Below are 25,756 nucleotides of genomic sequence, written 5' to 3'. Positions count from 1 at the left end.
GAGCCTTAAATGACCGACTATAAAGCCACGCTAAACCTTCCGGACACCGCCTTCCCAATGAAGGCCGGCCTGCCCCAGCGCGAACCGCAGATTCTGCAGCGCTGGGACAGCATTGGCCTGTACGGAAAGTTGCGCGAGATTGGCAAGGATCGTCCGAAGTTCGTATTGCACGACGGCCCTCCGTACGCCAACGGCTCGATTCACATCGGTCATGCGCTGAACAAGATTCTCAAGGACATGATCATCCGCTCGAAGACCCTGTCGGGCTTCGACGCGCCTTATGTCCCGGGCTGGGACTGCCACGGCCTGCCGATCGAGCACAAAGTCGAAGTGACCCACGGCAAGAACCTGGGTGCGGACAAGACCCGCGAACTGTGCCGGGCCTATGCCACCGAGCAGATCGAAGGGCAGAAGTCCGAGTTCATTCGCCTCGGCGTGCTGGGCGACTTCGCCAATCCGTACAAGACCATGGACTTCAAGAACGAGGCCGGTGAAATCCGTGCCTTGGCCGAAATCGTCAAGGGCGGTTTTGTGTTCAAGGGCCTCAAGCCTGTGAACTGGTGCTTTGACTGCGGTTCGGCCCTGGCCGAAGCGGAAGTCGAATACGAGAACAAGAAGTCCTCGACCATCGACGTGGCGTTCCCGATTGCCGATGAAGCCAAGCTGGCTGCCGCCTTCGGTCTGCCATCGCTGGCCAAGCCTGCCTCGATCGTGATCTGGACCACCACCCCGTGGACCATCCCGGCCAACCAGGCGCTGAACGTTCACCCGGAATTCAACTACGCCCTGGTCGACGTCGGCGACAAGCTGCTGGTGCTGGCTGAAGAGCTGGTCGAGTCGTGCCTGGCGCGCTACTCGCTGGAAGGTTCGGTCATTGCGACCACCACCGGTAAAGCGCTGGAACTGATCAACTTCCGTCACCCGTTCTACGACCGTCTGTCGCCGGTTTACCTGGCCGACTACGTTGAACTGGGCGCTGGCACCGGTGTGGTTCACTCCGCTCCGGCCTATGGCGTGGACGACTTCGTGACCTGCAAGAAGTACGGCATGGTCAACGATGACATCCTCAATCCGGTACAAAGCAACGGCGTTTACGTACCGTCGCTGGAATTCTTCGGCGGCCAGTTCATCTGGAAGGCCAACCCGGCCATCGTCGACAAGCTGACCGAAGTCGGTGCGCTGCTGCACACCACCATCATCGAACACAGCTACATGCACTGCTGGCGCCACAAGACCCCGCTGATCTATCGCGCCACCGCGCAGTGGTTCATCGGCATGGACAAGCAGCCGACCACCGGCGACACCCTGCGTCAGCGCTCGCTCAAAGCCATCGAAGAAACCCAGTTCGTTCCGGCCTGGGGCCAGGCGCGCCTGCACTCGATGATTGCCAATCGTCCGGACTGGTGCATTTCCCGTCAGCGCAACTGGGGCGTGCCGATCCCGTTCTTCCTGAACAAGGAAAGCGGCGAGCTGCACCCTCGCACCGTCGAGCTGATGGAAGAAGTCGCCAAGCGCGTTGAAGTCGAAGGCATCGAGGCCTGGTTCAAGCTGGACGCCGCCGAGTTGCTGGGCGATGAAGCGCCGCAGTACGACAAGATCAGCGACACCCTGGATGTCTGGTTCGACTCGGGCACCACGCACTGGCACGTCCTGCGCGGTTCGCACCCGATGGGCCACGAAACCGGCCCGCGCGCCGACCTGTACCTGGAAGGCTCGGACCAACACCGTGGCTGGTTCCACTCGTCGCTGCTGACCGGTTGCGCCATCGACAACCACGCACCGTATCGCGAACTGCTGACTCACGGCTTCACGGTCGACGAGTCCGGCCGCAAGATGTCCAAATCCTTGGGCAACGTGATTGCGCCACAGAAAGTCAACGACACCCTGGGCGCCGACATCATGCGTCTGTGGGTCGCTTCGACCGACTATTCAGGCGAAATGGCGGTTTCCGAGCAGATCCTGCAACGCAGTGCGGACGCCTATCGGCGTATACGTAACACCGCGCGCTTCCTGCTTTCGAACCTGACCGGCTTCAACCCGGCCACCGATCTGCTGCCGGCCGAAGAAATGCTGGCTCTGGACCGTTGGGCCGTAGACCGTACTCTGCTGCTGCAACGCGAGCTGCAAGAGCACTACGGCGAATACCGCTTCTGGAACGTATACTCGAAGATCCACAACTTCTGCGTGCAGGAGCTGGGCGGTTTCTATCTCGACATCATCAAGGACCGTCAGTACACCACTGGCGCCGACAGCAAGGCCCGCCGTTCGTGCCAGACCGCGCTGTTCCACATCTCCGAGGCGTTGGTGCGCTGGATTGCGCCGATCCTGGCGTTCACCGCCGACGAACTGTGGCAGTACCTGCCGGGCGAGCGTAACGAGTCCGTCATGCTCAACACCTGGTACGAAGGCCTGACCGAATTGCCGCAAGGCTTCGAGCTGGATCGCGCTTACTGGGACCGGATCATGGCGGTCAAGGTCGCGGTCAACAAGGAAATGGAAATCCAGCGTGCAGCCAAGGCTGTCGGTGGCAACCTGCAGGCCGAAGTGACGCTGTTCGCCGAAGACGCGCTGACCGCGGACTTGGCCAAGCTGAGCAACGAACTGCGCTTCGTGCTGATCACGTCGACCGCCAGTGTTGCGCCATTGGTGCAGGCACCAGCCGATGCCGTGGTCACCGAAGTCAGCGGCCTGAAGCTGAAGATCGTCAAGTCGAGCCACGCCAAGTGCGCCCGTTGCTGGCACTGCCGTGAAGACGTCGGCGTGAACCCGGAGCATCCGGAAATCTGTGGTCGTTGCGTGGATAACATCAGCGGCTCTGGCGAGGTCCGTCACTATGCCTAATGCCGTTGGCCGTTTCGGACGGCTGAGCTGGCTCTGGTTGAGTTTGCTGGTTTTGGTCATCGACCAGGCCAGCAAGTTCTACTTCGAAGGCAAGCTCCAGATGTACCAGCAGATCGTAATCATCCCCGATTACTTCAGCTGGACCCTGGCCTACAACACTGGCGCGGCGTTCAGCTTCCTGGCTGACAGCTCCGGCTGGCAGCGCTGGCTGTTCGCGTTGATCGCGGTCGTGGTCAGTGTGGTGCTGGTGGTGTGGCTCAAGCGTCTGGGGCGCAACGAAACCTGGCTGGCGGTTGCGCTGGCACTGGTGCTCGGCGGTGCGCTGGGCAATCTGTACGACCGCATTGCCCTGGGCCATGTGATCGATTTCATTCTGGTGCATTGGCAGAACCGCTGGTATTTCCCGGCGTTCAACTTTGCCGACAGTGCGATCACTGTAGGCGCTGTCATGCTGGCACTGGATATGTTCAAAAGTAAAAAGACCGGAGAAACCGTTCATGACTGAACAGGTATTGGCTGAGCAACGCATCGGCCAGAACACGGAAGTCACCTTGCATTTCGCATTGCGCCTGGAGAACGGCGACACAGTGGACAGCACCTTCGATAAAGCCCCGGCAACCTTCAAGGTTGGTGATGGCAACCTGTTGCCAGGATTCGAAGCGGCCCTGTTCGGTTTCAAGGCCGGTGACAAGCGTACGCTGAGCATCGAGCCGGAAAACGCTTTCGGCCAGTCCAACCCGCAAAACGTGCAGATCATCCCGCGCTCCCAGTTCCAGGACATGGAACTGTCGCCTGGCTTGCTGGTGATCTTCAACGATGCGGCCAATACTGAATTGCCGGGCGTGGTGAAAGAGTTGGATGACGCGCAAGTGACCGTCGACTTCAACCACCCGCTGGCGGGCAAGACGTTGACCTTTGACGTGGAAATCATTTCCGTCAAAGCACTGTAACTGACCGAGCACGGTCAAAATGTGGGAGCGGGCTTGCTCGCGAAAGCGGTGTGTCAGTCAGCAAGAATGTTGGATGTGATGACGCCTTCGCGAGCAAGCCCGCTCCCACACTGGTTTTTCTCTGTTTTCGATATTTCTTGCGCGCAAGACACGAGGCACAGCATGCAAATCAAACTCGCCAACCCCCGTGGCTTCTGCGCCGGCGTGGACCGGGCGATCGAAATCGTCAACCGCGCCCTGGAAGTCTTCGGGCCGCCGATCTATGTGCGCCACGAAGTGGTCCACAACAAATTTGTCGTCGAAGACCTGCGCTCCCGTGGTGCGATTTTCGTCGAAGAGCTGGACCAGGTGCCGGACGACGTCATCGTGATCTTCAGTGCCCACGGCGTTTCCCAGGCCGTGCGCAGCGAAGCGGCTGGTCGTGGGCTGAAAGTGTTCGACGCCACCTGCCCGCTGGTGACCAAAGTCCACATCGAAGTGGCGCGTTATAGCCGTGACGGCCGAGAGTGCATTCTCATCGGCCACGCCGGTCACCCGGAAGTCGAAGGCACCATGGGCCAGTACGATGCTGGCAGTGGTGGCGCGATCTACCTGGTCGAAGACGAGAAAGATGTCGCGGCGTTGCAGGTAAGGAACCCTGAAAAGCTCGCCTTCGTGACCCAGACCACCTTGTCGATGGACGATACCAGCCGTGTTATCGACGCTCTGCGTTCGCGCTTTCCGGCCATCGGTGGACCGCGCAAGGACGACATTTGCTACGCCACGCAAAACCGTCAGGACGCGGTCAAGCAACTGGCCGACGAGTGCGACGTGGTGCTGGTGGTCGGCAGCCCGAACAGCTCCAACTCCAATCGCTTGCGCGAATTGGCAGAACGCATGTCCACGCCGGCCTACCTGATCGACGGTGCCGAAGACCTGCAAAAGAGCTGGTTCGACGGCGTCGAGCGTATCGGCATCACCGCTGGCGCATCCGCCCCGGAAGTCCTGGTGCGCGGCGTGATCCAGCAGTTGCAGGCCTGGGGTGCCACCGGTGCCGATGAGCTGGCCGGTCGCGAGGAGAACATCACGTTCTCGATGCCTAAAGAACTGCGCGTTCGCTCGTTGACCTGAGTTTTCTCCTTTTTTCGCATAACGGATGCTCAGCCTTGTCGCTACGCAGGCTGACGCGACCGGTCCGGGCCAACACCACTTGATGTTGGCTGACTGGTTCGCGAACAGCGCAAACGTGTAGCGTCCCTCCAAACAGTGACTCGCCCTGACCTCTGAAGCGTATTGAGCTTTCGACCGTACTGTTCCCCACAATCGACAGGCGTGCTCTGCTCTGGCGTTCGGCCAGCAGTGGATTGTCGCTGTCCATCTCCCCCTTGCCGCTGATATCCAGAATGATCCTCCAGCCTTGGCTCCAATCGCCATTGATGCCGTGAATCACCACGGCCTGGTTGCGGACGATGGCTTCGCTGCGGGCAGTGCGAATACCACTGGAAAGAGCCTGTGCCGCTTGTTGTCTTTGGTTCGACTCGACCAGCGTTGCGAACGCCGGACTGACCAAATGCAGAACAATTCCGGTAATTGCCAGTCCCATGAGCAGTTCGATCAGGCTGAAGCCTTGTTGCCGCATAACATCTCCCTCCGTGGCGTGCTGTGGCTCACGCAATCCCTGCACGAGAAATGGCAACGCAAACGCACGGCATCGCTCGAATGTTGTGCCGCGCAAGAGCAGGTATAGCCGAAGGAAACAGAAGGCCCCGATGGATCATCCTACAAAAGGTTTCACGCTGATCGAGTTGCTGGTCGCGCTCGCGATCCTTCTGATTCTGCTGACTATGGCCGTCCCGGCGTTTACCCGCTCGGCGCAAACAACCAGGGCTGACACCGAAATAGCTGACCTGCGACGAGCCTTGAATTTTGCCCGGCTCGAAGCCATCGATCGGGGTAATACCACACGGGTGCGCCCAGCGGCGGGTGGGGATGTCTGGAGTGGGGAGCTGGCGGTTTACGACGGTACTGGCGCTTTGGCCAATGTATTACGGGTTGTTCCGCCGATGAGCAGCGGCGCAACTCTGGCGCTAACCTCTGGCGTCACGGCCATCGATTTCAACAGCCTGGGCGGATTGTCATCACCGTCCACAGAGGTGCTGATCAGCTATGGGCGGGGAGCACAAAGCAGGACGCTGACAGTGTGTTTGAACGGACGAATTCTATTGGGTGGAAGTTGCGGATGAGGGCATGGAGCAAACGTACGCAGGAAGGTGTGACGCTGGTCGAAGTCCTGGTGGCATTAGTCATTCTGGGAGTGGGCTTGTTGGGGGCGGCGGCGTTTCAGCTCAATGCGCTGAAGTACACGGACAGCGCGCGCATGATCAGTCAGGCCAGCTTTATCGCCTACGACATGATGGACCGCATTCGCGCCAACGCCGCTGCGGACTACACCATTGCGCCGCCGGCTTCGGGCAACCCCGACGTTACCCGGGATCAAGACCTGTTTGACTTCAACGCCAACATTGTCAGTTCACTCGGCGCCACCGCGACGGGTAGTGTCAGCGTCAATCAGCAGGTGTACACCATCACAATTACCTGGGACGACTCACGGGCTGCGAAGGCTGCCGACTCTCGGCGCAGTTTCGTCCTGAGCAGTCGCGCGGCCATTGATCCGGTGGTGATCCCGTGAGTCGCCGCAGCAGGGGGTTCAGCCTGGTCGAGTTGCTGATCGCCCTGGCATTGAGCCTGATCGTGGTGCTGGGCGTGGTGCAGGTTTTCATTGCGGCCAAGAACACTTATCTCAGCCAGAATGCCGCCGCGAACATGCAGGAGGACGCACGTTTCGTGTTGAGCAAAATGATTCAGGAAGTCCGCATGGTCGGGATGTTCGGTTGCCTGGAAGCGATCACCGATTCAAGTAAGAAAGGTGATTTTCATGCCAGTCAGCTAGTACCGATCCGCTGGGACAACGGTGGCCGCAAGTTGACACTGGTTACGACGGATGTTGGCGGCAATGGCAGCGAACCGGACTGGACCGTACTTTCCGATTGTAGAACCCATTCGACGGCCTACAGTAAAGGTCGGATGCCAGTGGCAGGGCAACTGGCCTTTCCGGTCCGGCGGCTGATTTACAGCTTCAGCAACAACCAACTGCTGATGAAAGGCGGGGCCGCAGCAGACCAGATATTGGTGGACAACGTCAGCGCTTTCGACGTGAGCTTCGGCCTGGCCAGCACGGCCACTGACCTGGCTGCTTCCCGCTACAGCAGCAACCCGCCGGACCCCGCGCTGATTCGTAGCGTTCGCCTGAGCCTGACTCTCTTCGATCCGAACCACCGGGTGGCCGATCAAACCTTCAACGTGGTTGCCGCACTGCGCAACCGCTTGCCATGAGGGAGTGCCAATGAATCGTTCTCCCATGACGTATTACGCCCAACGCGGCATGGCGCTGTTGGTCAGTCTGGTGTTCTTGCTCCTACTGACGCTGATTGGCCTTTCATCAATGCAGAGCGCCACCCTGCAGGAAAAAATGGCCGGTAGCGTCACCTTGCGAAACCAGTCGTTCCAGAGTGCCGAAGCCGCGTTGCGGGTGGGCGAGGGTACAGTGCAGCGGGACAGCTATGCACTACCTGTTTGCAGCGGCATCGTGCAATGTGCGCCACCCTCCGAGTCTTCGACTATTACCGCTGGCGGTTTCAACGCCTCTTCCGGAGTGACCTGGATTGCATCGGGCAAGGGCTTTTATGGCGTGCAAAACATCGGAGTCAGCCGAAATGCGGTGAATGTGCCAATCAATACCCCGGCAACCTTGTATCGGGTAACGGCAGTCGGCATCGCGGGGCATTCGCGCAGTGTGGTGGAGAGCATCTATGCGAAGTACTGAGCGACCTGTCAGGTTATGGTTACAACTATTTGGTGTCGTCGTCGCGCTTAACCTGTCGGTGTCGGTGCACGCTGCCACATCAGTGGATTCGCCAGCGCTGAACCGGCCAACCTGTCTGGCCAATGGCAACTGGTACGGCTTTTACCACAGCAATCAGGGGTTGAAGGCCGTCTGCCTGAAGCTGCCCGAGGCGATCAGCGTTAAGATGCTCGACAGCAACGCCGATGGAGTGGTCGACAACAGCGACACGCTATCCGATGGCGTGATCTTTATCGGAGAACATTCGACCCAGGACGCCAGCGACAATGGCGGGGCCGTGAACGATTCCACTGGCGACGGTACTGCGGGGATGGAAAAATCCGGCGGCAGCCGTCGCATCATGTGGCGACAAATACAGTGAGTGAGAATTGATGCATGCGTAGTTCCAACCGCGGTTTTACCCTGATCGAAATCATGATCGTGATTGCGATCATCGGTATTGTCATGACCATTGCTGCCCCAAGTCTCACCGAGTACATGAACAAGGGCCGTCGCGCAGAAGTAGCCGGTTTGCTCTCGGAGCAGGCGCAGCTGCTGGAGCGCTTCTACTCGCAGAAAAATGCCTACACCGATGCGACGGGCCTCAGTGCCGGCAATGATTACTACAGCATCACACCGACCCTGACCGACCAGGCCTTTCTGCTGACCGCGGTGCGCAAGGCTGACTCGAGCATGGCCACCGACAAGTGCGGTGATCTGACCATCACCAACACCGGTGTGCTCGGTATGGTCAACGCGAAATCCGGCCTGACCAGCAAAGACTGCTGGGGGCGCTGAGTTTCTTTTTCGGGTGCCTTTTGTACCCTCTGTCTATTTAACGATTGGATCAGAACATGACCAGGCAACAGCAAGTGGTGATTGTCGGCGGTGGGGTGATTGGATTGCTGACGGCGTTCAATCTCGCCTCCGAAGTGCAAAGCGTTGTGCTGCTGGATCGCTCGAACGTCGGTCAGGAGTCGTCCTGGGCCGGTGGTGGCATCGTTTCGCCGCTTTACCCGTGGCGCTACAGCCCGGCGGTCACCGCGTTGGCTCACTGGTCCCAGGACTTTTATCCACAGCTGGGCGAGCGCTTGTTTGCCGCCACTGGCGTTGATCCTGAAGTGCACACCACTGGTCTGTACTGGCTGGATCTGGATGACGAGGCTGAAGCGCTGGCATGGGCCGCCCGGGAAAATCGTCCGCTGAGCGCGGTGGATATTTCGGCGGCACACGACGCCGTGCCGGTGCTGGGCAGTGGTTTTTCCCGGGCGATCTATATGGCCGACGTCGCCAACGTGCGCAATCCGCGTCTGGTGAAGTCACTCAAGGCCGCGTTGCTGGCGCTGCCGAACGTGACGATCCATGAGCAGTGCGAAGTCAGCGGATTTGTTCGTGATGGCAACAAAGTGGTCGGCGTACAGACCTCCACTGGTACTGTCCTGGGCGATCAAGTTGTCCTGACGGCGGGGGCCTGGAGCGGTGATTTGCTCAAGTGTCTTGATCTGACGCTGCCGGTCGAGCCGGTGAAAGGGCAGATGATTCTCTACAAGTGTGCGGCGGATTTCCTGCCGAGCATGGTCCTGGCCAAGGGGCGTTATGCGATTCCCCGGCGTGACGGGCACATACTGATCGGCAGTACGCTGGAGCATGAAGGCTTTGACAAGACGCCGACCGGGTCGGCACTGGAAAGCCTGAAGGCGTCCGCCGTGGAACTGATCCCGGCGCTGGCCGATGCCGAAGTGGTGGGGCATTGGGCCGGATTGCGCCCGGGATCACCCGAGGGCATTCCTTACATCGGCCCGGTGCCGGGGTTTGACGGGCTCTGGCTCAACTGCGGGCATTACCGTAACGGGCTTGTGCTGGCTCCGGCGTCATGCCAGCTGTTTGCCGATGTGATGCTGGGCCGGGCACCGATTATCGATCCGGCGCCTTATGCGCCTGCCGGAAGACTTTAAAGCCTCAATCCAATCCCAGCTTCTTGAGCCGGTAACGCATTGACCTGAATGACAGATTCAACCGCTGAGCCGCCGCCGTGCGGTTCCAGCGTGTTTCCTCCAGGGCCTGGAGCAGCAGTTGGCGTTCGACGTTTTCCAGGTAGGTTTCCAGATTGTCGATCCGGGTCAGGTCCGGCACGCCACCCTCAGCCCCACAGTTGCCTTCAGCCAGGCGCAGGTCGCCGGCTTCGATCTGTTTGTTCTCACACAAGGTGTGCGCCCGTTCGAGCATGTTTTCCAGTTCCCGAACATTGCCCGGGAAGCGATAGCTTTTCAGCGCATCGAGGGCTTGGGGGTGGAGTCTCGCGGCAGGTTGACCGGTATCGGCGGCCAGGCGCTTGAGTATGTGGCTGGCTAGCATTTCGATGTCATCACGACGCTCGCGCAAGGGCGGCACCGGGAGTTCGATCACGTTCAAACGGTAGTAAAGATCATGACGAAATCGTCCGGCGGCAACTTCGGCGCCAAGGTCTTTGTGGGTGGCGCAGAGAATGCGCACATCCACCGCCACTTCCTGCTGCCCGCCGACGCTGCGTACGGCTTTTTCCTGAATCGCGCGCAGCAGTTTGACTTGCATGGTCAGTGGCAGGTCAGCCACTTCGTCGAGGAGCAGGGTGCCGCCGTGTGCTGTCTGGAACAGGCCGGATTTGTCTTCGATGGCGCCGCTGAAACTGCCTTTGCGATGGCCGAAAAACTCGCTCTCCAACAGCTCCGAAGGGATCGCCGCGCAGTTGATCGCAATGAACGGCTGATTGACGCGGGGGCTTTGATCATGGATCAGGCGCGCGACCAATTCCTTGCCGCTGCCGGATTCTCCGCTGATGTATACCGTCGCATGGCTGCTGGCCAGTTTGGTGATGTGTTTGCGCAGGTTACGCATGGGCAATGAGTCGCCCAGCAAGCATCGATCGATACCGCCCCCGCGGGCAGGAACCAGCAGGGCGCTGGTGACCAGTTCACGCAAGCGCGTAAGGTCCACCGGTTTGGTCAGGAAGTCGAATGCCCCGGCCTTGAGCACATTGATCGCGTTTTCGAGACTGTCATAGGCGGTGATCATCGCCACCTGGACCTGAGGGTGGCGCTGCTGGATGTGCTGCACCAGCTCCAGGCCGGTACCGTCCGACAATTGCATGTCGGTCAGGCATAGATCGAAGGTTTCGCGTTTGAGCAGGGATTGCGCTTCGCCGACGTTGCGGGCGTTGAACGTCTCCAGTTTCATCCTTCCCAGGGTGATTTCCAGGAGTTCGCGAATGTCCGGTTCGTCATCGACGATCAAGACTTTTTGTCGTGGTCTGGTGTTCAATGTGGGGTTCGTCCGTGAGCATAGGTCATGCAAAAGCAGCCGCTTTCCTGGCGTGCTTTGAAGTCTAGGCGGGACAGAATGCTTTCGCCCGGCTGGCCGGACAGATAAAGCCCCAGGCCTTTGATATGGCGGGCTGGGGCTTCATTATCGAGTATTTCCAGTGATTTCAGGTCGAGCCGTAGCGGCGACATTTGCTCGCGGCGCAGCAGGTGCAGGACGTTTTCGATTACCCGGTTCATTCGCAGAGAGTGATCTTGAATAATCTGCGTCAGACGTCGATCGATGCCTTTCAGTTCCTTGGGGGCGCGCGATAGTTCTCAATCGACCGCCATTTCGGGTGAGGTGTCAGCGGCCTTTGGAACCTTTGTCTTGCTCGAGATGAGCCTGGCTGCAATACCATTGCTGGTCGAGGCTCAGTGCGCGGTCGCGCGGCAGGTGAACGCCGCAATGGGCGCAACGGACCATTGGCGCCGCTTCCCGTTCGGCAGGGGGCTTGGGGGTGGAGGCCTGCCCCTTGAATTTGCGCCAGAACCATACTGCAGCGGCAATCAGGGCAATCCAGAACAATAAACGAAGCATGGTGAGCTGCTTTTTGATTGATGAAGCGGCAGTTTAGCCAAGGACCAGACAGGCGCACAGTGTAATAAAGCGCTGAAATAAAAAAGGGAGACTCGAAAGTCTCCCTTTTTGCACAACCTAAGGTGTCAGTCGAACACGCCGAAGGTCATGTAGCTGAACCACGAACGGTCGCTGTCGTTGCCTTGCGCTTCGTGATTTTCTTCTTCAAGCGCTTCGCCATTGTCGTCTTTAGGCTTGAGCTCGCTCGGGATTGCGTCCTTGGCGTCCTGGAACTGCTTCTGCACGTCCTGGTTGGCGCGGGTTTCGCCCGGTGGCAGCGGCGGACGGGACTCGATCAGGCCCAGGGTCGTCTTGCTCAGCCACGAACGGTTGTCGGCTTCGGCCACGGTCGGTACGAACTGACCGTCCACCAGCGTCGGGTGGTTCGGGTAGTTGAGCTTCAGGGTTTCCAGGCTGGTGGCAGCCAGTTCGTCCAGGTGCAGGCGCTGGTAGGCCTCGGTCATCACCGCCAGGCCGTCGCCGACCGAAGGGGTTTCCTGGAAGTTTTCCACCACGTAACGACCGCGGTTCGCGGCGGCGACATAGGCCTGACGGGTCAGGTAGTAGTCGGCCACGTGAATTTCGTAGGCCGCCAGCAGGTTGCGCAGATAAATCATGCGCTGCTTGGCGTCTGGCGCGTAGCGGCTATTCGGGAAGCGGCTGGTCAGCTGGGCGAACTCGTTATAGGAGTCGCGGGCGGCGCCCGGGTCACGCTTGGTCATGTCCAGCGGCAGGAAACGCGCCAGCAGGCCGACATCCTGGTCGAAAGAAGTCAGGCCCTTGAGGTAGTAGGCATAATCGACGTTCGGATGCTGTGGGTGCAGGCGAATGAAGCGTTCCGCTGCAGACTTTGCAGCCTCAGGCTCGGTGTTCTTGTAGTTGGCGTAGATGAGTTCGAGTTGCGCCTGATCGGCATAGCGACCGAACGGATAACGCGATTCCAGAGCCTTCAGCTTGGCGATGGCACTGGTGTAGCTGCTATTGTCCAGGTCGGCTTGAGCCTGTTGGTACAGCTCGACTTCACTGAGGTTTTCGTCTACGACTTCCTTCGATGAGCAAGCAGCGGTCAATGCGAGGATGGCGATCAGCAGCAGGTGTTTCACTTGCATGGCGGCTTGCGTCCCTATGACGGCCGCTGTCTTGGGCGTGGCCGTCCTGTTATGATGAGCGCCCCGTTGAATAGCCTCGGGGCAAAAGACGCCGTATTTAACCACAAGCGCGCAGCCGAAACCAAAGGCTGTGCCGACGCCTAGTCTGAGCATGTCCGATAAAATTGAACTTCGCGCAGAGGTGCCGTCCGAATTGGGCGGCCAACGCCTCGATCAAGTCGCCGCACAACTATTCGCTGAGCACTCGCGCTCGCGCCTTTCCGCCTGGATCAAAGACGGCCGCCTGACTGTGGATGGGGCGGTTATCCGCCCGCGAGACATCGTCCACGGCGGCGCCATCCTTGAGCTGACTGCCGAGCAGGAAGCTCAGGGCGAATGGGTCGCTCAAGACATAGCCCTGGATATCGTCTACGAAGACGACGACATCCTGGTGATCAACAAGCCTGCGGGCCTGGTGGTGCACCCGGCTGCCGGTCATGCCGACGGCACCTTGCTCAACGCCTTGCTGCACCACGTGCCGGACATCATCAATGTACCCCGCGCCGGTATCGTGCATCGCCTGGACAAGGACACCACCGGCCTGATGGTGGTGGCCAAGACCATTCAAGCGCAGACGCAGCTGGTTACACAGTTGCAGAGCCGCAGCGTCAGCCGGATCTACGAGTGCATCGTGATCGGTGTGGTGACAGCCGGTGGCAAGATCAACGCGCCGATCGGTCGTCACGGCCAGCAACGCCAGCGCATGGCCGTGATGGAAGGTGGCAAGCAAGCCGTCAGCCATTACCGCGTGCTCGAGCGCTTCCGCTCCCACACTCACGTGCGGGTGAAGCTGGAAACCGGTCGTACGCACCAGATTCGCGTGCACATGGCGCACATCAACTACCCGTTGGTCGGAGATCCTGCCTACGGCGGTCGTTTCCGTATTCCGCCGGCCGCCAACCCGACCATGGTCGAGTCGCTGAAAAACTTCCCGCGTCAGGCGCTGCATGCGCGTTTCCTGGAACTGGATCATCCGACCACCGGTCAGCGCATGAGCTGGGAGTCGCCGTTGCCGGAAGATTTCGTCTGGTTGCTGACCCTGCTCAAGCAAGATCGCGAGGCGTTCATCGGATGAGTGACTGGCTGATTCCTGACTGGCCCGCGCCGGCCGGGGTCAAAGCCTGTGTGACCACCCGTGCGGGCGGCGTCAGTGTGGCGCCGTTCGACAGCCTCAACCTCGGCGATCACGTCGACGACAGCCCCGAAGCTGTTGCCGAGAATCGCCGTCGTCTTACCGATCATTTCTCCATTCAACCGGCCTGGCTGCAGCAGGTCCACGGCATTGTCGTGGCCCATGCCGATCCAGGCCGGGTGGATACGGCTGATGCCAGTTGGACATCAACGCCGGGCGTCGCCTGCGCGGCGATGACGGCCGATTGTCTGCCAGTGTTGTTTTGCGACCGTGCCGGCACCCGTGTCGCAGCGGCTCATGCCGGTTGGCGCGGGTTGGCGGCGGGCGTGCTGGAGGCCACCCTCGACAGTCTGGCCGTGCCACCTGCCGAAGTATTGGTCTGGCTCGGCCCGGCTATCGGCCCGCAAGCCTTTGAAGTTGGTCCGGAGGTGCGCGAAACCTTCGTACAGCAGTTGCCGCAAGCGGCAGAAGCCTTTGTACCGAGCCAAAACCCCGGCAAGTTCATGGCCGACATCTATATGCTGGCCCGCTTGCGTCTGGCAGCTCGTGGTGTAACGGCTGTCTATGGTGGTGGTTTCTGCACCGTAACCGACCCTCGCTTCTTTTCTTATCGCCGTGCGTCCCGCACCGGCCGATTCGCCTCGCTGATCTGGCTCGCCCGCTAAGCTTCCCTGACCTGCATCAACGTCCCGACGCTTGAAACTCCCAGAATCGACCACATCTATTGTGGTATCTGGCAGGTTTCTTCATTCAGGATGTTTTATAGGTCCGGCCTGCTCAAAAGGAAGGTGACCCATGCGTATAGACCGTTTAACCAGCAAATTGCAGTTAGCGTTGTCCGATGCCCAATCCCTGGCAGTCGGTCACGATCATCCGGCCATCGAGCCGGCGCACTTGATGCAAGCCTTGCTCGAACAGCAGGGTGGCTCGATCAAGCCCCTGTTGATGCAGGTGGGCTTCGACGTCAATAGCCTGCGTAAAGAGCTGACCAAAGAGCTCGACCAGCTACCGAAAATCCAGAACCCGACCGGTGACGTGAACATGTCGCAGGATCTGGCGCGCCTGCTCAACCAGGCCGACCGTCTGGCCCAGCAAAAGGGCGACCAGTTCATTTCCAGCGAACTGGTGCTGCTCGCCGCCATGGACGAAAACAGCAAGCTCGGCAAACTGTTGCTCGGCCAGGGCGTGAGCAAGAAAGCCCTGGAAAATGCGATCAACAACCTGCGCGGTGGCGAGGCCGTCAACGACCCTAACCACGAAGAAGCGCGACAGGCGCTGGACAAATACACCGTCGACCTGACCAAGCGTGCCGAAGACGGCAAGCTCGATCCGGTGATCGGCCGTGACGATGAAATTCGCCGCACAATCCAGGTGCTGCAACGTCGGACCAAGAACAACCCAGTGCTGATCGGTGAGCCTGGCGTGGGTAAAACCGCCATCGCCGAAGGCCTGGCCCAGCGCATCATCAATGGCGAAGTGCCGGATGGCCTCAAGGGCAAGCGCCTGTTGTCCCTGGACATGGGGGCGCTGATTGCCGGTGCCAAGTATCGCGGTGAGTTCGAAGAGCGCCTGAAATCCCTGCTCAATGAACTGTCGAAGCAGGAAGGGCAGATCATCCTGTTCATCGACGAACTGCACACCATGGTCGGCGCCGGTAAGGGCGAAGGCTCGATGGATGCGGGCAACATGCTCAAGCCGGCCCTGGCCCGCGGTGAGCTGCACTGCGTAGGCGCCACCACGCTCAACGAGTACCGCCAATACATTGAGAAGGACGCCGCCCTCGAGCGACGTTTCCAGAAGGTGCTGGTGGATGAGCCGAGCGAAGAAGACACCATCGCCATCCTGCGTGGCCTCAAGGAACGTTATGAGGTTCACCACAAGGTGGCGATCACCGACGGCGCGATCATTGCCGCGGCCAAGCTCAGCCATCGCTACATCACTGACCGACAGTTGCCGGACAAGGCCATCGACCTGATCGATGAAGCCGCCAGCCGCATCCGCATGGAGATCGACTCCAAGCCGGAAGTGCTGGACCGTCTGGAGCGTCGCCTGATTCAGCTGAAGGTGGAATCCCAGGCGCTGAAGAAAGAAAGCGATGACGCAGCGAAGAAGCGTCTGGAAAAATTGCAGGAAGAAATCGCTCGGCATGAGCGTGAGTACTCGGATCTCGAAGAAATCTGGAACTCGGAGAAAGCCGAAGTTCAGGGTTCTGCGCAGATCCAGCAGAAGATCGAACAGTCCCGTCAGGAACTGGAAACCGCTCGCCGTAAAGGCGACCTGAACCGCATGGCTGAATTGCAGTACGGGGTGATCCCGGACCTGGAGCGCAGCCTGCAAATGGTCGACCAGCACGGCAAACCGGAAAACCAGTTGCTGCGCAGCAAGGTGACTGAAGAAGAGATCGCCGAAGTCGTTTCGAAGTGGACCGGTATTCCGGTGTCGAAAATGCTCGAAGGCGAGCGTGAAAAGCTGATGAAAATGGAAAGCCTGTTGCACCAGCGTGTGATCGGCCAGGACGAAGCGGTGGTTGCGGTTTCCAACGCTGTGCGGCGTTCCCGCGCCGGGTTGTCCGACCCGAATCGCCCGAGCGGCTCGTTCATGTTCCTCGGCCCGACCGGTGTCGGTAAAACCGAGCTGTGCAAGGCGCTGGCCGAGTTCCTCTTTGATACTGAAGAGGCGATGGTGCGGATCGACATGTCCGAGTTCATGGAGAAACATTCCGTGGCTCGCTTGATCGGTGCGCCACCAGGCTACGTGGGGTATGAAGAGGGCGGTTACCTGACCGAGGCCGTACGTCGCAAGCCGTATTCGGTGATCCTCATGGACGAAGTCGAGAAGGCGCACCCGGATGTGTTCAACATCTTGCTGCAGGTGCTCGAGGATGGTCGTTTGACCGACAGCCATGGCCGCACGGTGGACTTCAAGAACACCGTGATTGTCATGACCTCCAACCTGGGGTCGGTGCAGATCCAGGAACTGGTCGGTGATCGTGAGGCGCAGCGTGCAGCGGTGATGGATGCGATTTCCAGCCACTTCCGGCCGGAGTTCATCAACCGGGTCGACGAAGTGGTGATCTTCGAGCCATTGGCACGAGATCAGATCGCCGGTATTACCGAGATCCAGTTGGGTCGTCTGCGCAGCCGCCTGACCGAGCGGGAACTGAAGCTTGAGCTCAGCCCTGAAGCCATGGACAAGCTGATCGCGGTCGGTTACGACCCGGTGTATGGCGCACGGCCGCTCAAGCGTGCTATCCAGCGCTGGATCGAGAACCCGCTGGCGCAGCTGATCCTGTCCGGTCGATTCATGCCGGGCGATACCGCTCACGGTGTGGTGGAAAACGACGAAATCGTCTTCGTCTGATTCAAAACGGCAGCAAAATCGAAAAGGCCTCGCATAACGAGGCCTTTTTTTCGTTAGGCTGTTGAACTCAAAGGAAAAGGCTTGTAAAGTGCGCCCCGCAGTAAGTCACCCGCCAGGGTTTCCGCTCCCCAAGCAGGAATCCAAAATAAGTTGCAAATCATTAACTTGAAAGCAATTTAGGGGGTTGACAGAGGTGCTGAAGATTGTAGAATAGCGCGCCTCAGACACACGAACGCAGTGATGCGAACGGGTCGAAGAGAACGCAGTAAAGCTTCAAAGTTGTAAATTGAAATGTGTAGTTCCGTGATAGCTCAGTCGGTAGAGCAAATGACTGTTAATCATTGGGTCCCAGGTTCGAGTCCTGGTCACGGAGCCAATTTCAAACCGGGGTATAGCGCAGTCCGGTAGCGCGCCTGCTTTGGGAGCAGGATGTCAGGAGTTCGAATCCCCTTACCCCGACCATTTTTGGGTCGTTAGCTCAGTTGGTAGAGCAGTTGGCTTTTAACCAATTGGTCGTAGGTTCGAATCCCACACGACCCACCATTTTTGAAACCAGTTAACGCTGGAATCGAATCTTAAGATCAGAGGCCAAAAGCGCTGATCGAAGAAGGCGCCTTCAAGGGTGCCTTTTTTTTACCGGGGTATAGCGCAGTCCGGTAGCGCGCCTGCTTTGGGAGCAGGATGTCAGGAGTTCGAATCCCCTTACCCCGACCATATTAAAAATCCTCGTATCGAAAGATACGGGGATTTTTTTTGCTTTCGAAAATACTGGGCGTGCCACAAAACCCTGTGGGAGCGAGCTTGCTCGCGATGGCGGTGTATCAGGCGACATTGATATCGACAGAAAGGACGCCATCGCGAGCAAGCTCGCTCCCACAGGTTTACATCAGTGCAGCTTGAGCCGTGGCTCGGTACCGCGACCGATCTTGCTGCCCAGCATCAGCATCGCCGTGCGGAACGGCCCGTACAGCGCCATCTGGTGCATGCGGTACAGCGACACGTAGAACATCCGCGCCAGCCAGCCTTCGAGCATCACGCTGCCGGTGAGGTTGCCCATCAGGTTACCCACAGCCGAAAAACGCGACAGCGAGATCAGCGAGCCGTAGTCGGTGTACTTGTACTCCGGCAGTGCCTTGCCTTCGATGCGCAGTTTCAGCGATTTGGCCAGCAACGAAGCCTGCTGGTGAGCGGCCTGGGCACGTGGTGGCACATTGCGGTCGCTGCCCGGTTGCGGGCAGGCGGCGCAGTCACCGAAGGCGAAGATGTTCTCGTCACGGGTGGTTTGCAGGGTCGGCAGCACTTGCAGCTGATTGATGCGGTTGGTTTCCAGGCCATCGATGTCCTTGAGGAAACCCGGTGCACGAATCCCTGCGGCCCAGACTTTCAGGCTGGCCTTGATTTCGTTGCCGTCGGCGGTGATCAGGCTGTCGGCCGTCACCTCGCTGACAGCGGCATTGGTCATGACGTTGACCCCGAGTTTCTCCAGGGTTTTATGCACAGGTCCGCCAATCCGCTCTGGCAGCGCCGGCAGCACCCGTGGACCGGCTTCGATCAGGGTGATGTGCATGTTTTCCGGTTTGATCCGGTCCAGGCCATAGGCTGCCAGTTCGTGGGCGGCGTTGTGCAGTTCGGCGGCCAGTTCGACCCCGGTGGCACCGGCGCCGACGATGGCCACGCTGATTTGCTCGATCGTGTCGGTCTGACCGGCGTGAGCGCGCAAATAGTGATTGAGCAGTTGCTGGTGGAATCGCTCAGCCTGTTTGCGGGTGTCGAGGAACAGGCAGTGCTGCGCCGCGCCCTGAGTGCCGAAATCGTTGGTGGTGCTGCCGACGGAGATCACCAGCGAGTCGTAAGGCACTTCGCGGGCTGGCACCAACTCCACACCAGCTTCGTCATAGGTGGCGGCCAGCTGGATTTTTTTCTTCGCGCGATCGAGCCCGCTCATGCGCCCCAGCTGGAACTCGAAATGGTTCCATTTGGCTTGGGCGACATAGTTGAGTTCGTCTTCGGAAGAGTTCAGGGAACCGGCCGCCACTTCGTGCAACAAGGGTTTCCAGATGTGGGTCAGGTTCGCGTCGACCAGCATCACGCTGGCTGTGCCGCGCTTGCCCAGAGTCTTACCCAGACGGGTAGCCAACTCCAGACCGCCGGCGCCGCCGCCGACAATAACAATACGATGGGACATGGGGATAACTCGCAAGGCTAAAAGAAATCGGTGCAATTACCCGAGCGAGCGCAAGGCAGCTCATAGCGTCAGGTAACTTATAAGTCGGCTCAACAGGCCCAGACCAATGGTCACTGCCAAGACCAGTACAAGGAGCATCCACGGCCGGAAAGGCCGGCGCTCGACTTGGTGCTGGGACAACTGCAGGTACTCTTCGACATGCTTTTGGTCGTCGGGGTTCAGGCGGCTGGTCATATCGGGCCTCGTCAGGGGTAGACGTTGCTGAATGTGTAGAAGCTACAGGGAAATTATTCGGCTGTGAACGGAGCTTAGCTGCTGGCCGGGGAAAGGCTCGAGGCTCACAGGCTGATCCCGACGTCGAACACAATGCTGCGCCCCAGGTTGCTGCGTAAGAAGTCCGGCGCATCCGGGTGAGCGAACAGCACGCGGGCAAATGTCGGCCCAACCAATGACAGCGAGCGCCAGCCCTGGCGCAGGTATTCGGTCGGCGGCGGGAAATGGCTGTTGAGGTCCAGCACTTCGCGTTTGAGGCTGGCGAAGGCAATGATGTCCAGTTCACCCAGATCCATGCCGCGCTCTTTGTAGTTGTGCGCTTTTTTACGCAAGGTCGGCGCCAATCGCAGCAAAAACTCGTTGGCGGGGATACGTCGTGGCTTGGCCTCGCGGCGCACCAGTTGACTCAGGGAAAACGCGCTGCGGCGGCGTTGCAGTTCGTCACGCCATTCATCGTTGAGGCGTCGACCCTCGTCGAGCACGAAGAACACCTCGAAACTGGCATCGCGAAACAACACGTCCGGCGGCTCCCCGGCGGGGGCGAATTCATCGGCACGATAGGGAATGTTCAAGCCTTGCAGCAGGCGCTGGCAGACCCAACGCTCACGCTCCCATTTGCGGGCATTGGACAGGAACGCGTTGGCTTGCTCGGCCGCGATGGTCAGCAGGCGTAAATAATCTGAGTCATCCATAGGCCCAAGCTTAGCGTTCAAATGTGATCGCAAAGAAGACAATTTGTCGCAGAGGCTCATAGCCTCCCGTTCCCATGCCCGTTTCAGGGCCCTGCACAAAACGGATAGTGATCTGCGCTCACTGGCTATTGCCACGTATTGGGCGGCTCTACCCTCGGCTGTACGGACGTAAGCCGTGTTACCGCCGCTCTAATAAAACAACAACAAGAGATAGATGCCATGCGCAAGATCGACGTACATGAGGTCATCGACAACGCTCGTTTCAACCGCTTTCACTGGATGGTGCTGTTCTGGTGCGCCTTGATCATTATCTTCGACGGTTACGATCTGGTGATCTACGGCGTGGTCTTGCCGATGCTGATGAAAGAGTGGGGGCTCAGTCCCCTGCAAGCGGGTGCACTGGGCAGTTATGCACTGTTCGGCATGATGTTCGGCGCGCTGTTCTTCGGACCGCTGTCGGACAGGATCGGCCGCAAGAAAGCCATCACGATCTGCGTGATGCTCTTCAGTGGTTTCACCGTGCTCAATGGTTTCGCCCGAAACCCCACCGAGTTCGGCCTCTGCCGCTTCATTGCCGGGCTCGGCATTGGCGGCGTGATGCCTAACGTCGTGGCGCTGATGAACGAGTACGCGCCGAAAAAAATCCGCAGCACGCTGGTGGCGATCATGTTCAGCGGTTACTCGGTGGGCGGCATGCTGTCCGCCGGACTGGGCATTGTGCTGATCCCGAGTTTCGGCTGGCAGTCGGTGTTTTACGTGGCGGTCCTGCCGTTGCTGTTGTTGCCGCTGATCATGTATTTCCTGCCCGAATCGGTGGGCTTCATGTTGCGTCAGGGGCGTAATGAAGAGGCGCGCAACATTCTTCAGCGGATTGATCCGGCCTACGTCGCGCAAACCTCCGATCAATTGCACATGGTCGAAGTGAAAGGCACGGGCACCCCGGTGTTGCAGCTGTTCCGTGAAGGCCGTGCGCTGCGCACGCTGATGCTGTGGCTGGCGTTTTTCTGCTGCCTGTTGATGGTGTACGCGCTGAGTTCCTGGCTGCCGAAACTGATGGCCAACGCCGGTTACAGCCTGGGTTCGAGCCTGTCGTTCCTGCTGGTGTTGAACTTCGGGGCGATCTTCGGCGCGGTCGGTGGCGGGGTGCTGGGCGACAAACTCAATCTGCCGCGGGTGCTGTCGGTGTTTTTCGCCATGGCGGCGGTGTCGATAACCCTGTTGGGCTTCAACAGCCCGATGCCGGTGTTGTACCTGCTGATCGCCATTGCGGGTGCCACCACCATTGGCTCGCAGATTCTTTTGTACGCCTGCGCCGCGCAGTTTTATTCCATGACGATTCGTTCTACCGGCCTGGGCTGGGCGTCGGGCATCGGGCGCAACGGGGCCATCGTCGGTCCGCTGCTGGGTGGTGCGTTGCTCGGGATCAGCTTGCCCCTGCAACTGAACTTCATGGCGTTTGCCTTGCCCGGTGCGGTGGCGGCCCTGGCCATGACTGTGTTCGCCATCAGCAGCCGACGCAGCGCTGCTGGCGTCAACCCAGCGTTGTCAGCGACCGGTGCCTGAATCATGAAAGCGTTTTTCCAGGACTTCTCGTTGTCAGCCGCCGTGGCTGGATTGATTGCCACGGTGATTTCCTATGCCGGCCCGTTGGTGATCATCTTTCAGGCGGCAGAAGCGGCACATCTTTCGCGGGAAGTGTTGTCGTCCTGGATCTGGGCGATCTCCATTGGCAGCGCCGTGCTCGGTATCGGTTTGAGCCTGCGCTACCGCGTTCCGGTGATCATCGCCTGGTCGGCGCCGGGCTCGGCGTTGCTGGTGACGCTGTTGCCGGACATCTCCATGGCAGAGGCGGTGGGGGCTTATCTGGTCAGCAGCCTGATCATTTTCGTGGTTGGCATCTCGGGCGCTTTCGACCGGATCATCAACAAGCTGCCCGCCGCCATCGCGGCGGCGATGCTGGCGGGGATCCTGTTCAGTTTCGGCACCGGGTTGTTCGTGTCGATGCAGCACAAGCCGTTGCTGGTCCTGGCGATGTTTGCCTGCTACCTGATCTGCAAGCGTGTGATGCCGCGTTATGCAGTGATGATGGTGCTGCTGGTGGGCTGTTCGATTGCCGCGTTCACCGGTGATTTGCATCGTGAAGCGCTGGTGATCGGCCTGGCCACGCCGGTGTGGATCACGCCTGAGTTCAGCCTGGGTGCGATCCTGAACATCGCCTTGCCGCTGGTGATGGTGGCGCTGACCGGTCAATTCGTGCCCGGTATGGCGGTGCTGCGCGCCAGTGGATATCCAACGCCGGCGAGCCCGATCATCGCCAGTAGCGCGCTGGGCACGGCATTGCTGGCGCCGTTCGGGTGCCATGGACTGAATCTGGCGGCGATCACCGCGGCGATCTGCACGGGTCGCGAAGCCCACGAAGATCCTCGCAAACGCTACGTGGCCGGGGTCGTCGGCGGCCTGTGTTACCTGCTGTTGGGGATCTTCGGTGCCACGCTGGTCTCGCTGTTTTCAGCGTTCCCCAAAGAGCTGATCGGGGCACTGGCCGGGCTGGCCCTGTTCGCCGCCATTGCTGGCGCGTTAACGGGCGCGATGGCGGTGCCGAGCGATCGTGAAGCCGCGCTGGTGACCTTTCTGGTCACGGCTTCGGGCATGTCGTTGTTCGGTTTGTCCGCGGCGTTCTGGGGGCTGATTTTCGGCATGGTCACCCATGTGCTGTTGAGCGCCCGTCGTTCCGTTCCCCGTCGAAAATCCACTGCAACTGAAGTCCTTCAACCAGTCGATCAATAACAATAAGAGAAAAACGATGAAACAGATTCTCCCAACAACCGGTTCGGCGTTGTCCCTGGCTGTCGTCTCGGGTTTTTCCACGGGTGCGATGGCGGCTGAAACCGGCTTTGTCGAAGACACCACCGCGACGTTGCAGGCGCGCAATTACTACTTCAGCCGCGACTATTCCGACATCGTCGGCGCCAACCAGCAATCGAAGGCTGAAGAGTGGGCCCAGGGTTTCATACTCAACGTGAAGTCCGGATACACCCAGGGCACCGTCGGGTTTGGGGTGGACGTCATCGGCTTGCTCGGCCTCAAGCTCGACAGCGCTCCGGACCGGACCAACACGGGTTTGCTGCCGGTGCAGGACGACGGCCGCGCGGCGGACAACTACAGTCGTCTGGAAGGCGCGTTGAAGATGCGCTACTCCAAAACCGAGCTGAAAGTCGGTGAGCTGCAACCCAATCTGCCAGTGTTGGCATTCAGCGATATTCGCCTGCTGCCACCGAGTTATCAGGGCGCAAGCATCACCTCCAACGAGATCAATGGCCTGACGCTGCAGGGTGGTCACTTGAGTTCAACCAGCCTGCGCAATGAGGCTGGCGACGAAAAGATGCAAGCGATGTTGGGCCATGTGCCGCAGCGCCAGGTCAGCAGTGACGGTTTCAATTTTGCCGGCGCTGATTATGTCTTCAACGACAAGCGCAGCTCGGTCAGCGCCTGGTACGGGCAACTGGAAGATACCTACAACCAGCGTTTTCTGGGTTTAAAACACAGTGAGCCGGTGGGCGACTGGATCCTCGGTGCCAACCTCGGTTACTACGATTCGCGCGAGGACGGCAAGAAACTGTTGGGCAACATCGACAACCAGGCGTTCTTCTCGTTGCTGTCGGCCAAGCGTGGCGGCCATACGTTTTACGTCGGCTATCAGGGCATGTTCGGTGACAGTGCGTTCCCACGGGTGTTTGCCAACATCTCACCACTGGGCAACGAAGTGCCGACCTACGAGTTCGCCTCCACCGATGAACGTTCCTGGCAGGCGCGCTACGACTACGACTTCGCGGCGCTCGGCGTACCGGGGCTGACCAGTACCGTGCGCTACATCAGCGGCAATAACGTCGATACCGGCAAGGGGTTTGAAGGCAAGGATCGCGAGCGTGACCTGGACATCGGCTATGTGCTGCAGAGCGGCAGCCTCAAGGGCCTTGGCATCCGTGTGCGCAATGCGATGGCGCGTTCAAACTACCGCAGTGATATCGACGAGAACCGCTTGATCCTCAGCTACACGTGGACCTTGCTGTGAGCCATTGATCACAGGTTGCTGGTGCAATCACCCATGACGTTGTAGGTCACGCGATGGGTCTGGCCCTGATGATCGACATACTCCATGGTCGCCGGTACAACCCCGCACGCGGTCGCCGTGTCGGACACAGAAACCACCTTGGCGATGTCCAGGGGCTGTGCCGGGTTATACAGGACCGCGAGGGGTTCGTTGTCGGCGGCCATGGCCGAGGTGGCGATGACGGTCAGCAACAGGCTGATCAACGTTTTCATGTTGGCGTGCTCCGTGTCGGTTCTGATGTCTGAATTTTAGTCTTTGCCACCGACGGATAAAGGGGCGAACGGCGGATGCAGCCTTACATAAAACGTAACAGTCATCGCCCGAGGGGGGCTTATGGATGTGCTTAACAACTTGCGCGTGTTCATCCGGGTGGTGGACTGCGCCAGTTTCACCGGGGCTGCCGATGCGCTGGATCTGTCGACCGCGCAGGTATCCCGATTGGTGGCGGATCTGGAGGAGCATGTTCAGGCGCGACTGCTGCAACGCACCACGCGGCGCTTGAGCCTGACCGACGCCGGCGAGCGCTTCCTGCTGCGCAGCCGACAAATCGTCGAAGCCATGGACGAGGCGACGGCCGAGGCCCGGGGCGCTCATATCAATCCGGCCGGACGCCTGCGGGTGCACAGCATGAACGGCCTGGGTGTGCTGCTCACGCCGTTGATCGCCCGCTACAGCGAGCTCTATCCCGATGTGGTGTTCGAGCTGACCTTGTCGCAGCGCAATCCCGATCCGCTGGAGGAAGGGCACGATGTGGTGATTTCGATAGCGCCCGAACTGGCCGACTCACAAATGGTTGCGCAGGCCGTCGGGCAGATCTACAGCGTGCCCTGTGCCTCCCCGGCTTACTTGCAACGCCGGGGCGTGCCGCAGCAGCCTCTGGCGCTGAGCGATCATCAATGCCTGCGCATGCTCGACCCGTTGTACAGCGATCAATGGTTGTTCCAGGACGAGCAAGGCGAGCACGCCGTCAGCCCGGCCAAGACCTTTCAGTGCAATGTTGCCGAGTCGATGGTCAAGGCTTCGGAGGCGGGCATGGGCATCAGCCTGCTGCCGTTCTACACCGCGACGCGGCCCTTGAGCGACGGCACTTTACTGCGCGTGTTACCGGCATGGCGCCTGCGCGAACGCAATGTGTATGCGCTGTATCCTTCGCGACACTTTCTCGATGCCAAGGTGCGTACCTGGGTGGACTTTCTCAAGTCAGAGCTACCGAAGCTGTTCGCCGAGCATGACGCGGTGATGAACGATCCGCGGCATTGGGCTTGAAGT

General features: G+C 59.6%; 26 protein-coding genes, 4 tRNA genes and 1 pseudogene. 22 read left to right on the top strand and 9 right to left on the bottom strand.

Going from position 1 to position 25,756, the window contains the following annotated elements; translation table 11 throughout:
* The first annotated feature begins 9 nt into the window (after positions 1–9).
* From ileS to ispH, 4 genes are all read left to right on the top strand, one after another.
* On the top strand, positions 10–2,841 hold the full coding sequence (ileS, locus tag WHX55_RS26840; RefSeq protein WP_353741602.1) for an isoleucine--tRNA ligase: 2,832 nt from the start codon (positions 10–12) through the stop codon (positions 2,839–2,841).
* Entirely contained in the window at positions 2,834–3,346 is a 513-nt protein-coding gene (gene lspA / locus WHX55_RS26835; protein ID WP_150754975.1) for a signal peptidase II, read from the top strand. The genes ileS and lspA overlap by 8 nt, the downstream gene beginning before the upstream one ends.
* 7 nt (positions 3,347–3,353) lie before the next feature.
* Positions 3,354–3,791 carry an FKBP-type peptidyl-prolyl cis-trans isomerase gene (gene fkpB, locus WHX55_RS26830; protein ID WP_191633640.1) on the top strand — a complete coding sequence of 146 codons (438 nt, stop codon included), beginning with the start codon at positions 3,354–3,356 and terminating at the stop codon, positions 3,789–3,791.
* Positions 3,792–3,953: 162 nt separating this feature from the next.
* On the top strand, positions 3,954–4,901 hold the full coding sequence (gene ispH / locus WHX55_RS26825) for a 4-hydroxy-3-methylbut-2-enyl diphosphate reductase (protein ID WP_150727036.1): 948 nt from the start codon (positions 3,954–3,956) through the stop codon (positions 4,899–4,901).
* Here the strand turns inward: ispH and WHX55_RS26820 are convergent.
* Positions 4,870–5,409 (bottom strand): GspH/FimT family pseudopilin, encoded by a 540-nt coding sequence (locus WHX55_RS26820; RefSeq protein WP_353741601.1) that lies wholly within the window; start codon positions 5,407–5,409, stop codon positions 4,870–4,872. The genes ispH and WHX55_RS26820 overlap by 32 nt on opposite strands.
* A gap of 130 nt (positions 5,410–5,539) precedes the next feature.
* Between WHX55_RS26820 and WHX55_RS26815 the strand changes: the two genes are divergently transcribed.
* From WHX55_RS26815 to thiO, 7 genes are read left to right on the top strand one after another with little or no spacing between them, the layout of a single operon-like run.
* Positions 5,540–6,013 carry a GspH/FimT family protein gene (locus WHX55_RS26815; RefSeq protein WP_150727038.1) on the top strand — a complete coding sequence of 158 codons (474 nt, stop codon included), beginning with the start codon at positions 5,540–5,542 and terminating at the stop codon, positions 6,011–6,013.
* The gene (pilV, locus tag WHX55_RS26810) at positions 6,010–6,459 is read left to right on the top strand and encodes a type IV pilus modification protein PilV (RefSeq protein WP_150754971.1); all 450 of its coding nucleotides are present in this window, start codon (positions 6,010–6,012) and stop codon (positions 6,457–6,459) included. Before WHX55_RS26815 ends, pilV begins: the two co-directional genes overlap by 4 nt.
* Positions 6,456–7,163, top strand: a complete 708-nt coding sequence (locus WHX55_RS26805; protein WP_150754970.1) for a prepilin-type N-terminal cleavage/methylation domain-containing protein — start codon at positions 6,456–6,458, stop codon at positions 7,161–7,163. Before pilV ends, WHX55_RS26805 begins: the two co-directional genes overlap by 4 nt.
* Positions 7,164–7,173: 10 nt before the next feature.
* Positions 7,174–7,653 carry a PilX N-terminal domain-containing pilus assembly protein gene (locus WHX55_RS26800; RefSeq protein WP_150754969.1) on the top strand — a complete coding sequence of 160 codons (480 nt, stop codon included), beginning with the start codon at positions 7,174–7,176 and terminating at the stop codon, positions 7,651–7,653.
* Positions 7,640–8,053, top strand: a complete 414-nt coding sequence (locus WHX55_RS26795) for a hypothetical protein (protein WP_150727042.1) — start codon at positions 7,640–7,642, stop codon at positions 8,051–8,053. Before WHX55_RS26800 ends, WHX55_RS26795 begins: the two co-directional genes overlap by 14 nt.
* A 14-nt stretch (positions 8,054–8,067) precedes the next feature.
* Positions 8,068–8,469, top strand: a complete 402-nt coding sequence (locus WHX55_RS26790) for a type IV pilin protein (protein WP_150757741.1) — start codon at positions 8,068–8,070, stop codon at positions 8,467–8,469.
* A gap of 56 nt (positions 8,470–8,525) precedes the next feature.
* Positions 8,526–9,626: a glycine oxidase ThiO gene (gene thiO, locus WHX55_RS26785; RefSeq protein WP_150754967.1), complete on the top strand. Its 1,101-nt coding sequence runs from the start codon at positions 8,526–8,528 to the stop codon at positions 9,624–9,626.
* A gap of 4 nt (positions 9,627–9,630) precedes the next feature.
* On the opposite strand, the gene WHX55_RS26780 is transcribed toward thiO, so the two are convergent.
* The 4 genes and pseudogenes from WHX55_RS26780 to WHX55_RS26765 all read right to left on the bottom strand — a co-directional run bounded on the left by WHX55_RS26780 (position 9,631) and on the right by WHX55_RS26765 (position 12,695).
* The gene (locus WHX55_RS26780) at positions 9,631–10,968 is read right to left on the bottom strand and encodes a sigma-54 dependent transcriptional regulator (RefSeq protein WP_150754966.1); all 1,338 of its coding nucleotides are present in this window, start codon (positions 10,966–10,968) and stop codon (positions 9,631–9,633) included.
* Positions 10,965–11,285 (bottom strand): annotated as a pseudogene (locus WHX55_RS26775) (hypothetical protein); the annotation flags it as partial. The gene WHX55_RS26780 and the pseudogene WHX55_RS26775, both read right to left, overlap by 4 nt.
* A 28-nt stretch (positions 11,286–11,313) precedes the next feature.
* On the bottom strand, positions 11,314–11,547 hold the full coding sequence (locus WHX55_RS26770) for a PP0621 family protein (RefSeq protein ID WP_150727047.1): 234 nt from the start codon (positions 11,545–11,547) through the stop codon (positions 11,314–11,316).
* Positions 11,548–11,672: 125 nt separating this feature from the next.
* Positions 11,673–12,695 (bottom strand): outer membrane protein assembly factor BamD, encoded by a 1,023-nt coding sequence (locus WHX55_RS26765; RefSeq protein WP_150754964.1) that lies wholly within the window; start codon positions 12,693–12,695, stop codon positions 11,673–11,675.
* A 151-nt stretch (positions 12,696–12,846) separates the two neighbouring features.
* Between WHX55_RS26765 and rluD the strand changes: the two genes are divergently transcribed.
* The 7 genes from rluD to WHX55_RS26730 all read left to right on the top strand — a co-directional run bounded on the left by rluD (position 12,847) and on the right by WHX55_RS26730 (position 17,940).
* A complete protein-coding gene (gene rluD, locus WHX55_RS26760; protein ID WP_008052092.1) occupies positions 12,847–13,809 on the top strand; it encodes a 23S rRNA pseudouridine(1911/1915/1917) synthase RluD in 963 nt (320 codons plus the stop codon).
* On the top strand, positions 13,806–14,531 hold the full coding sequence (gene pgeF / locus WHX55_RS26755) for a peptidoglycan editing factor PgeF (protein WP_150757737.1): 726 nt from the start codon (positions 13,806–13,808) through the stop codon (positions 14,529–14,531). The genes rluD and pgeF overlap by 4 nt, the downstream gene beginning before the upstream one ends.
* A 130-nt stretch (positions 14,532–14,661) precedes the next feature.
* The gene (gene clpB / locus WHX55_RS26750) at positions 14,662–17,226 is read left to right on the top strand and encodes an ATP-dependent chaperone ClpB (RefSeq protein WP_353741600.1); all 2,565 of its coding nucleotides are present in this window, start codon (positions 14,662–14,664) and stop codon (positions 17,224–17,226) included.
* A gap of 300 nt (positions 17,227–17,526) precedes the next feature.
* Positions 17,527–17,602 (top strand) — tRNA-Asn (locus WHX55_RS26745).
* A gap of 9 nt (positions 17,603–17,611) precedes the next feature.
* Positions 17,612–17,688 (top strand) — tRNA-Pro (locus WHX55_RS26740).
* Positions 17,689–17,693: 5 nt separating this feature from the next.
* A tRNA-Lys gene (locus WHX55_RS26735) sits at positions 17,694–17,769 on the top strand.
* Between the two features lie 94 nt (positions 17,770–17,863).
* Positions 17,864–17,940 (top strand) — tRNA-Pro (locus tag WHX55_RS26730).
* 172 nt (positions 17,941–18,112) lie between these two features.
* Here WHX55_RS26730 and WHX55_RS26725 read toward each other — a convergent pair.
* The 3 genes from WHX55_RS26725 to WHX55_RS26715 all read right to left on the bottom strand — a co-directional run bounded on the left by WHX55_RS26725 (position 18,113) and on the right by WHX55_RS26715 (position 20,376).
* A complete protein-coding gene (locus tag WHX55_RS26725) occupies positions 18,113–19,411 on the bottom strand; it encodes an NAD(P)/FAD-dependent oxidoreductase (RefSeq protein WP_150727051.1) in 1,299 nt (432 codons plus the stop codon).
* Between the two features lie 60 nt (positions 19,412–19,471).
* On the bottom strand, positions 19,472–19,645 hold the full coding sequence (locus WHX55_RS26720; RefSeq protein WP_007970531.1) for a DUF3094 domain-containing protein: 174 nt from the start codon (positions 19,643–19,645) through the stop codon (positions 19,472–19,474).
* Between the two features lie 104 nt (positions 19,646–19,749).
* Positions 19,750–20,376 (bottom strand): DUF1780 domain-containing protein, encoded by a 627-nt coding sequence (locus tag WHX55_RS26715; RefSeq protein WP_007970534.1) that lies wholly within the window; start codon positions 20,374–20,376, stop codon positions 19,750–19,752.
* A gap of 219 nt (positions 20,377–20,595) precedes the next feature.
* Here WHX55_RS26715 and WHX55_RS26710 point away from each other — a divergent pair, with 219 nt between their 5' ends.
* From WHX55_RS26710 to WHX55_RS26700, 3 genes are read left to right on the top strand one after another with little or no spacing between them, the layout of a single operon-like run.
* The gene (locus WHX55_RS26710; RefSeq protein ID WP_353741599.1) at positions 20,596–21,939 is read left to right on the top strand and encodes an aromatic acid/H+ symport family MFS transporter; all 1,344 of its coding nucleotides are present in this window, start codon (positions 20,596–20,598) and stop codon (positions 21,937–21,939) included.
* Positions 21,940–21,942: 3 nt separating this feature from the next.
* Positions 21,943–23,163, top strand: coding sequence for a benzoate/H(+) symporter BenE family transporter (locus WHX55_RS26705; RefSeq protein WP_353741598.1), 1,221 nt, complete (start codon positions 21,943–21,945; stop codon positions 23,161–23,163).
* A gap of 16 nt (positions 23,164–23,179) precedes the next feature.
* Positions 23,180–24,448, top strand: a complete 1,269-nt coding sequence (locus WHX55_RS26700; RefSeq protein ID WP_353741597.1) for an OprD family porin — start codon at positions 23,180–23,182, stop codon at positions 24,446–24,448.
* An 8-nt stretch (positions 24,449–24,456) separates the two neighbouring features.
* Here WHX55_RS26700 and WHX55_RS26695 read toward each other — a convergent pair whose 3' ends face one another.
* Positions 24,457–24,699: a DUF2790 domain-containing protein gene (locus tag WHX55_RS26695; protein WP_057713259.1), complete on the bottom strand. Its 243-nt coding sequence runs from the start codon at positions 24,697–24,699 to the stop codon at positions 24,457–24,459.
* 121 nt (positions 24,700–24,820) lie between these two features.
* Between WHX55_RS26695 and WHX55_RS26690 the strand changes: the two genes are divergently transcribed.
* Positions 24,821–25,753: a LysR family transcriptional regulator gene (locus WHX55_RS26690; protein ID WP_151214147.1), complete on the top strand. Its 933-nt coding sequence runs from the start codon at positions 24,821–24,823 to the stop codon at positions 25,751–25,753.
* The last annotated feature ends 3 nt before the right edge of the window (positions 25,754–25,756 follow it).

The sequence above is a fragment of the Pseudomonas fluorescens genome (genome assembly GCF_040448305.1).
Lineage (GTDB): Bacteria > Pseudomonadota > Gammaproteobacteria > Pseudomonadales > Pseudomonadaceae > Aquipseudomonas > Aquipseudomonas fluorescens_BH.
Note: the sequence above shows the minus strand (reverse complement) of the source record. Positions and strands in the feature narration are given on the sequence as shown.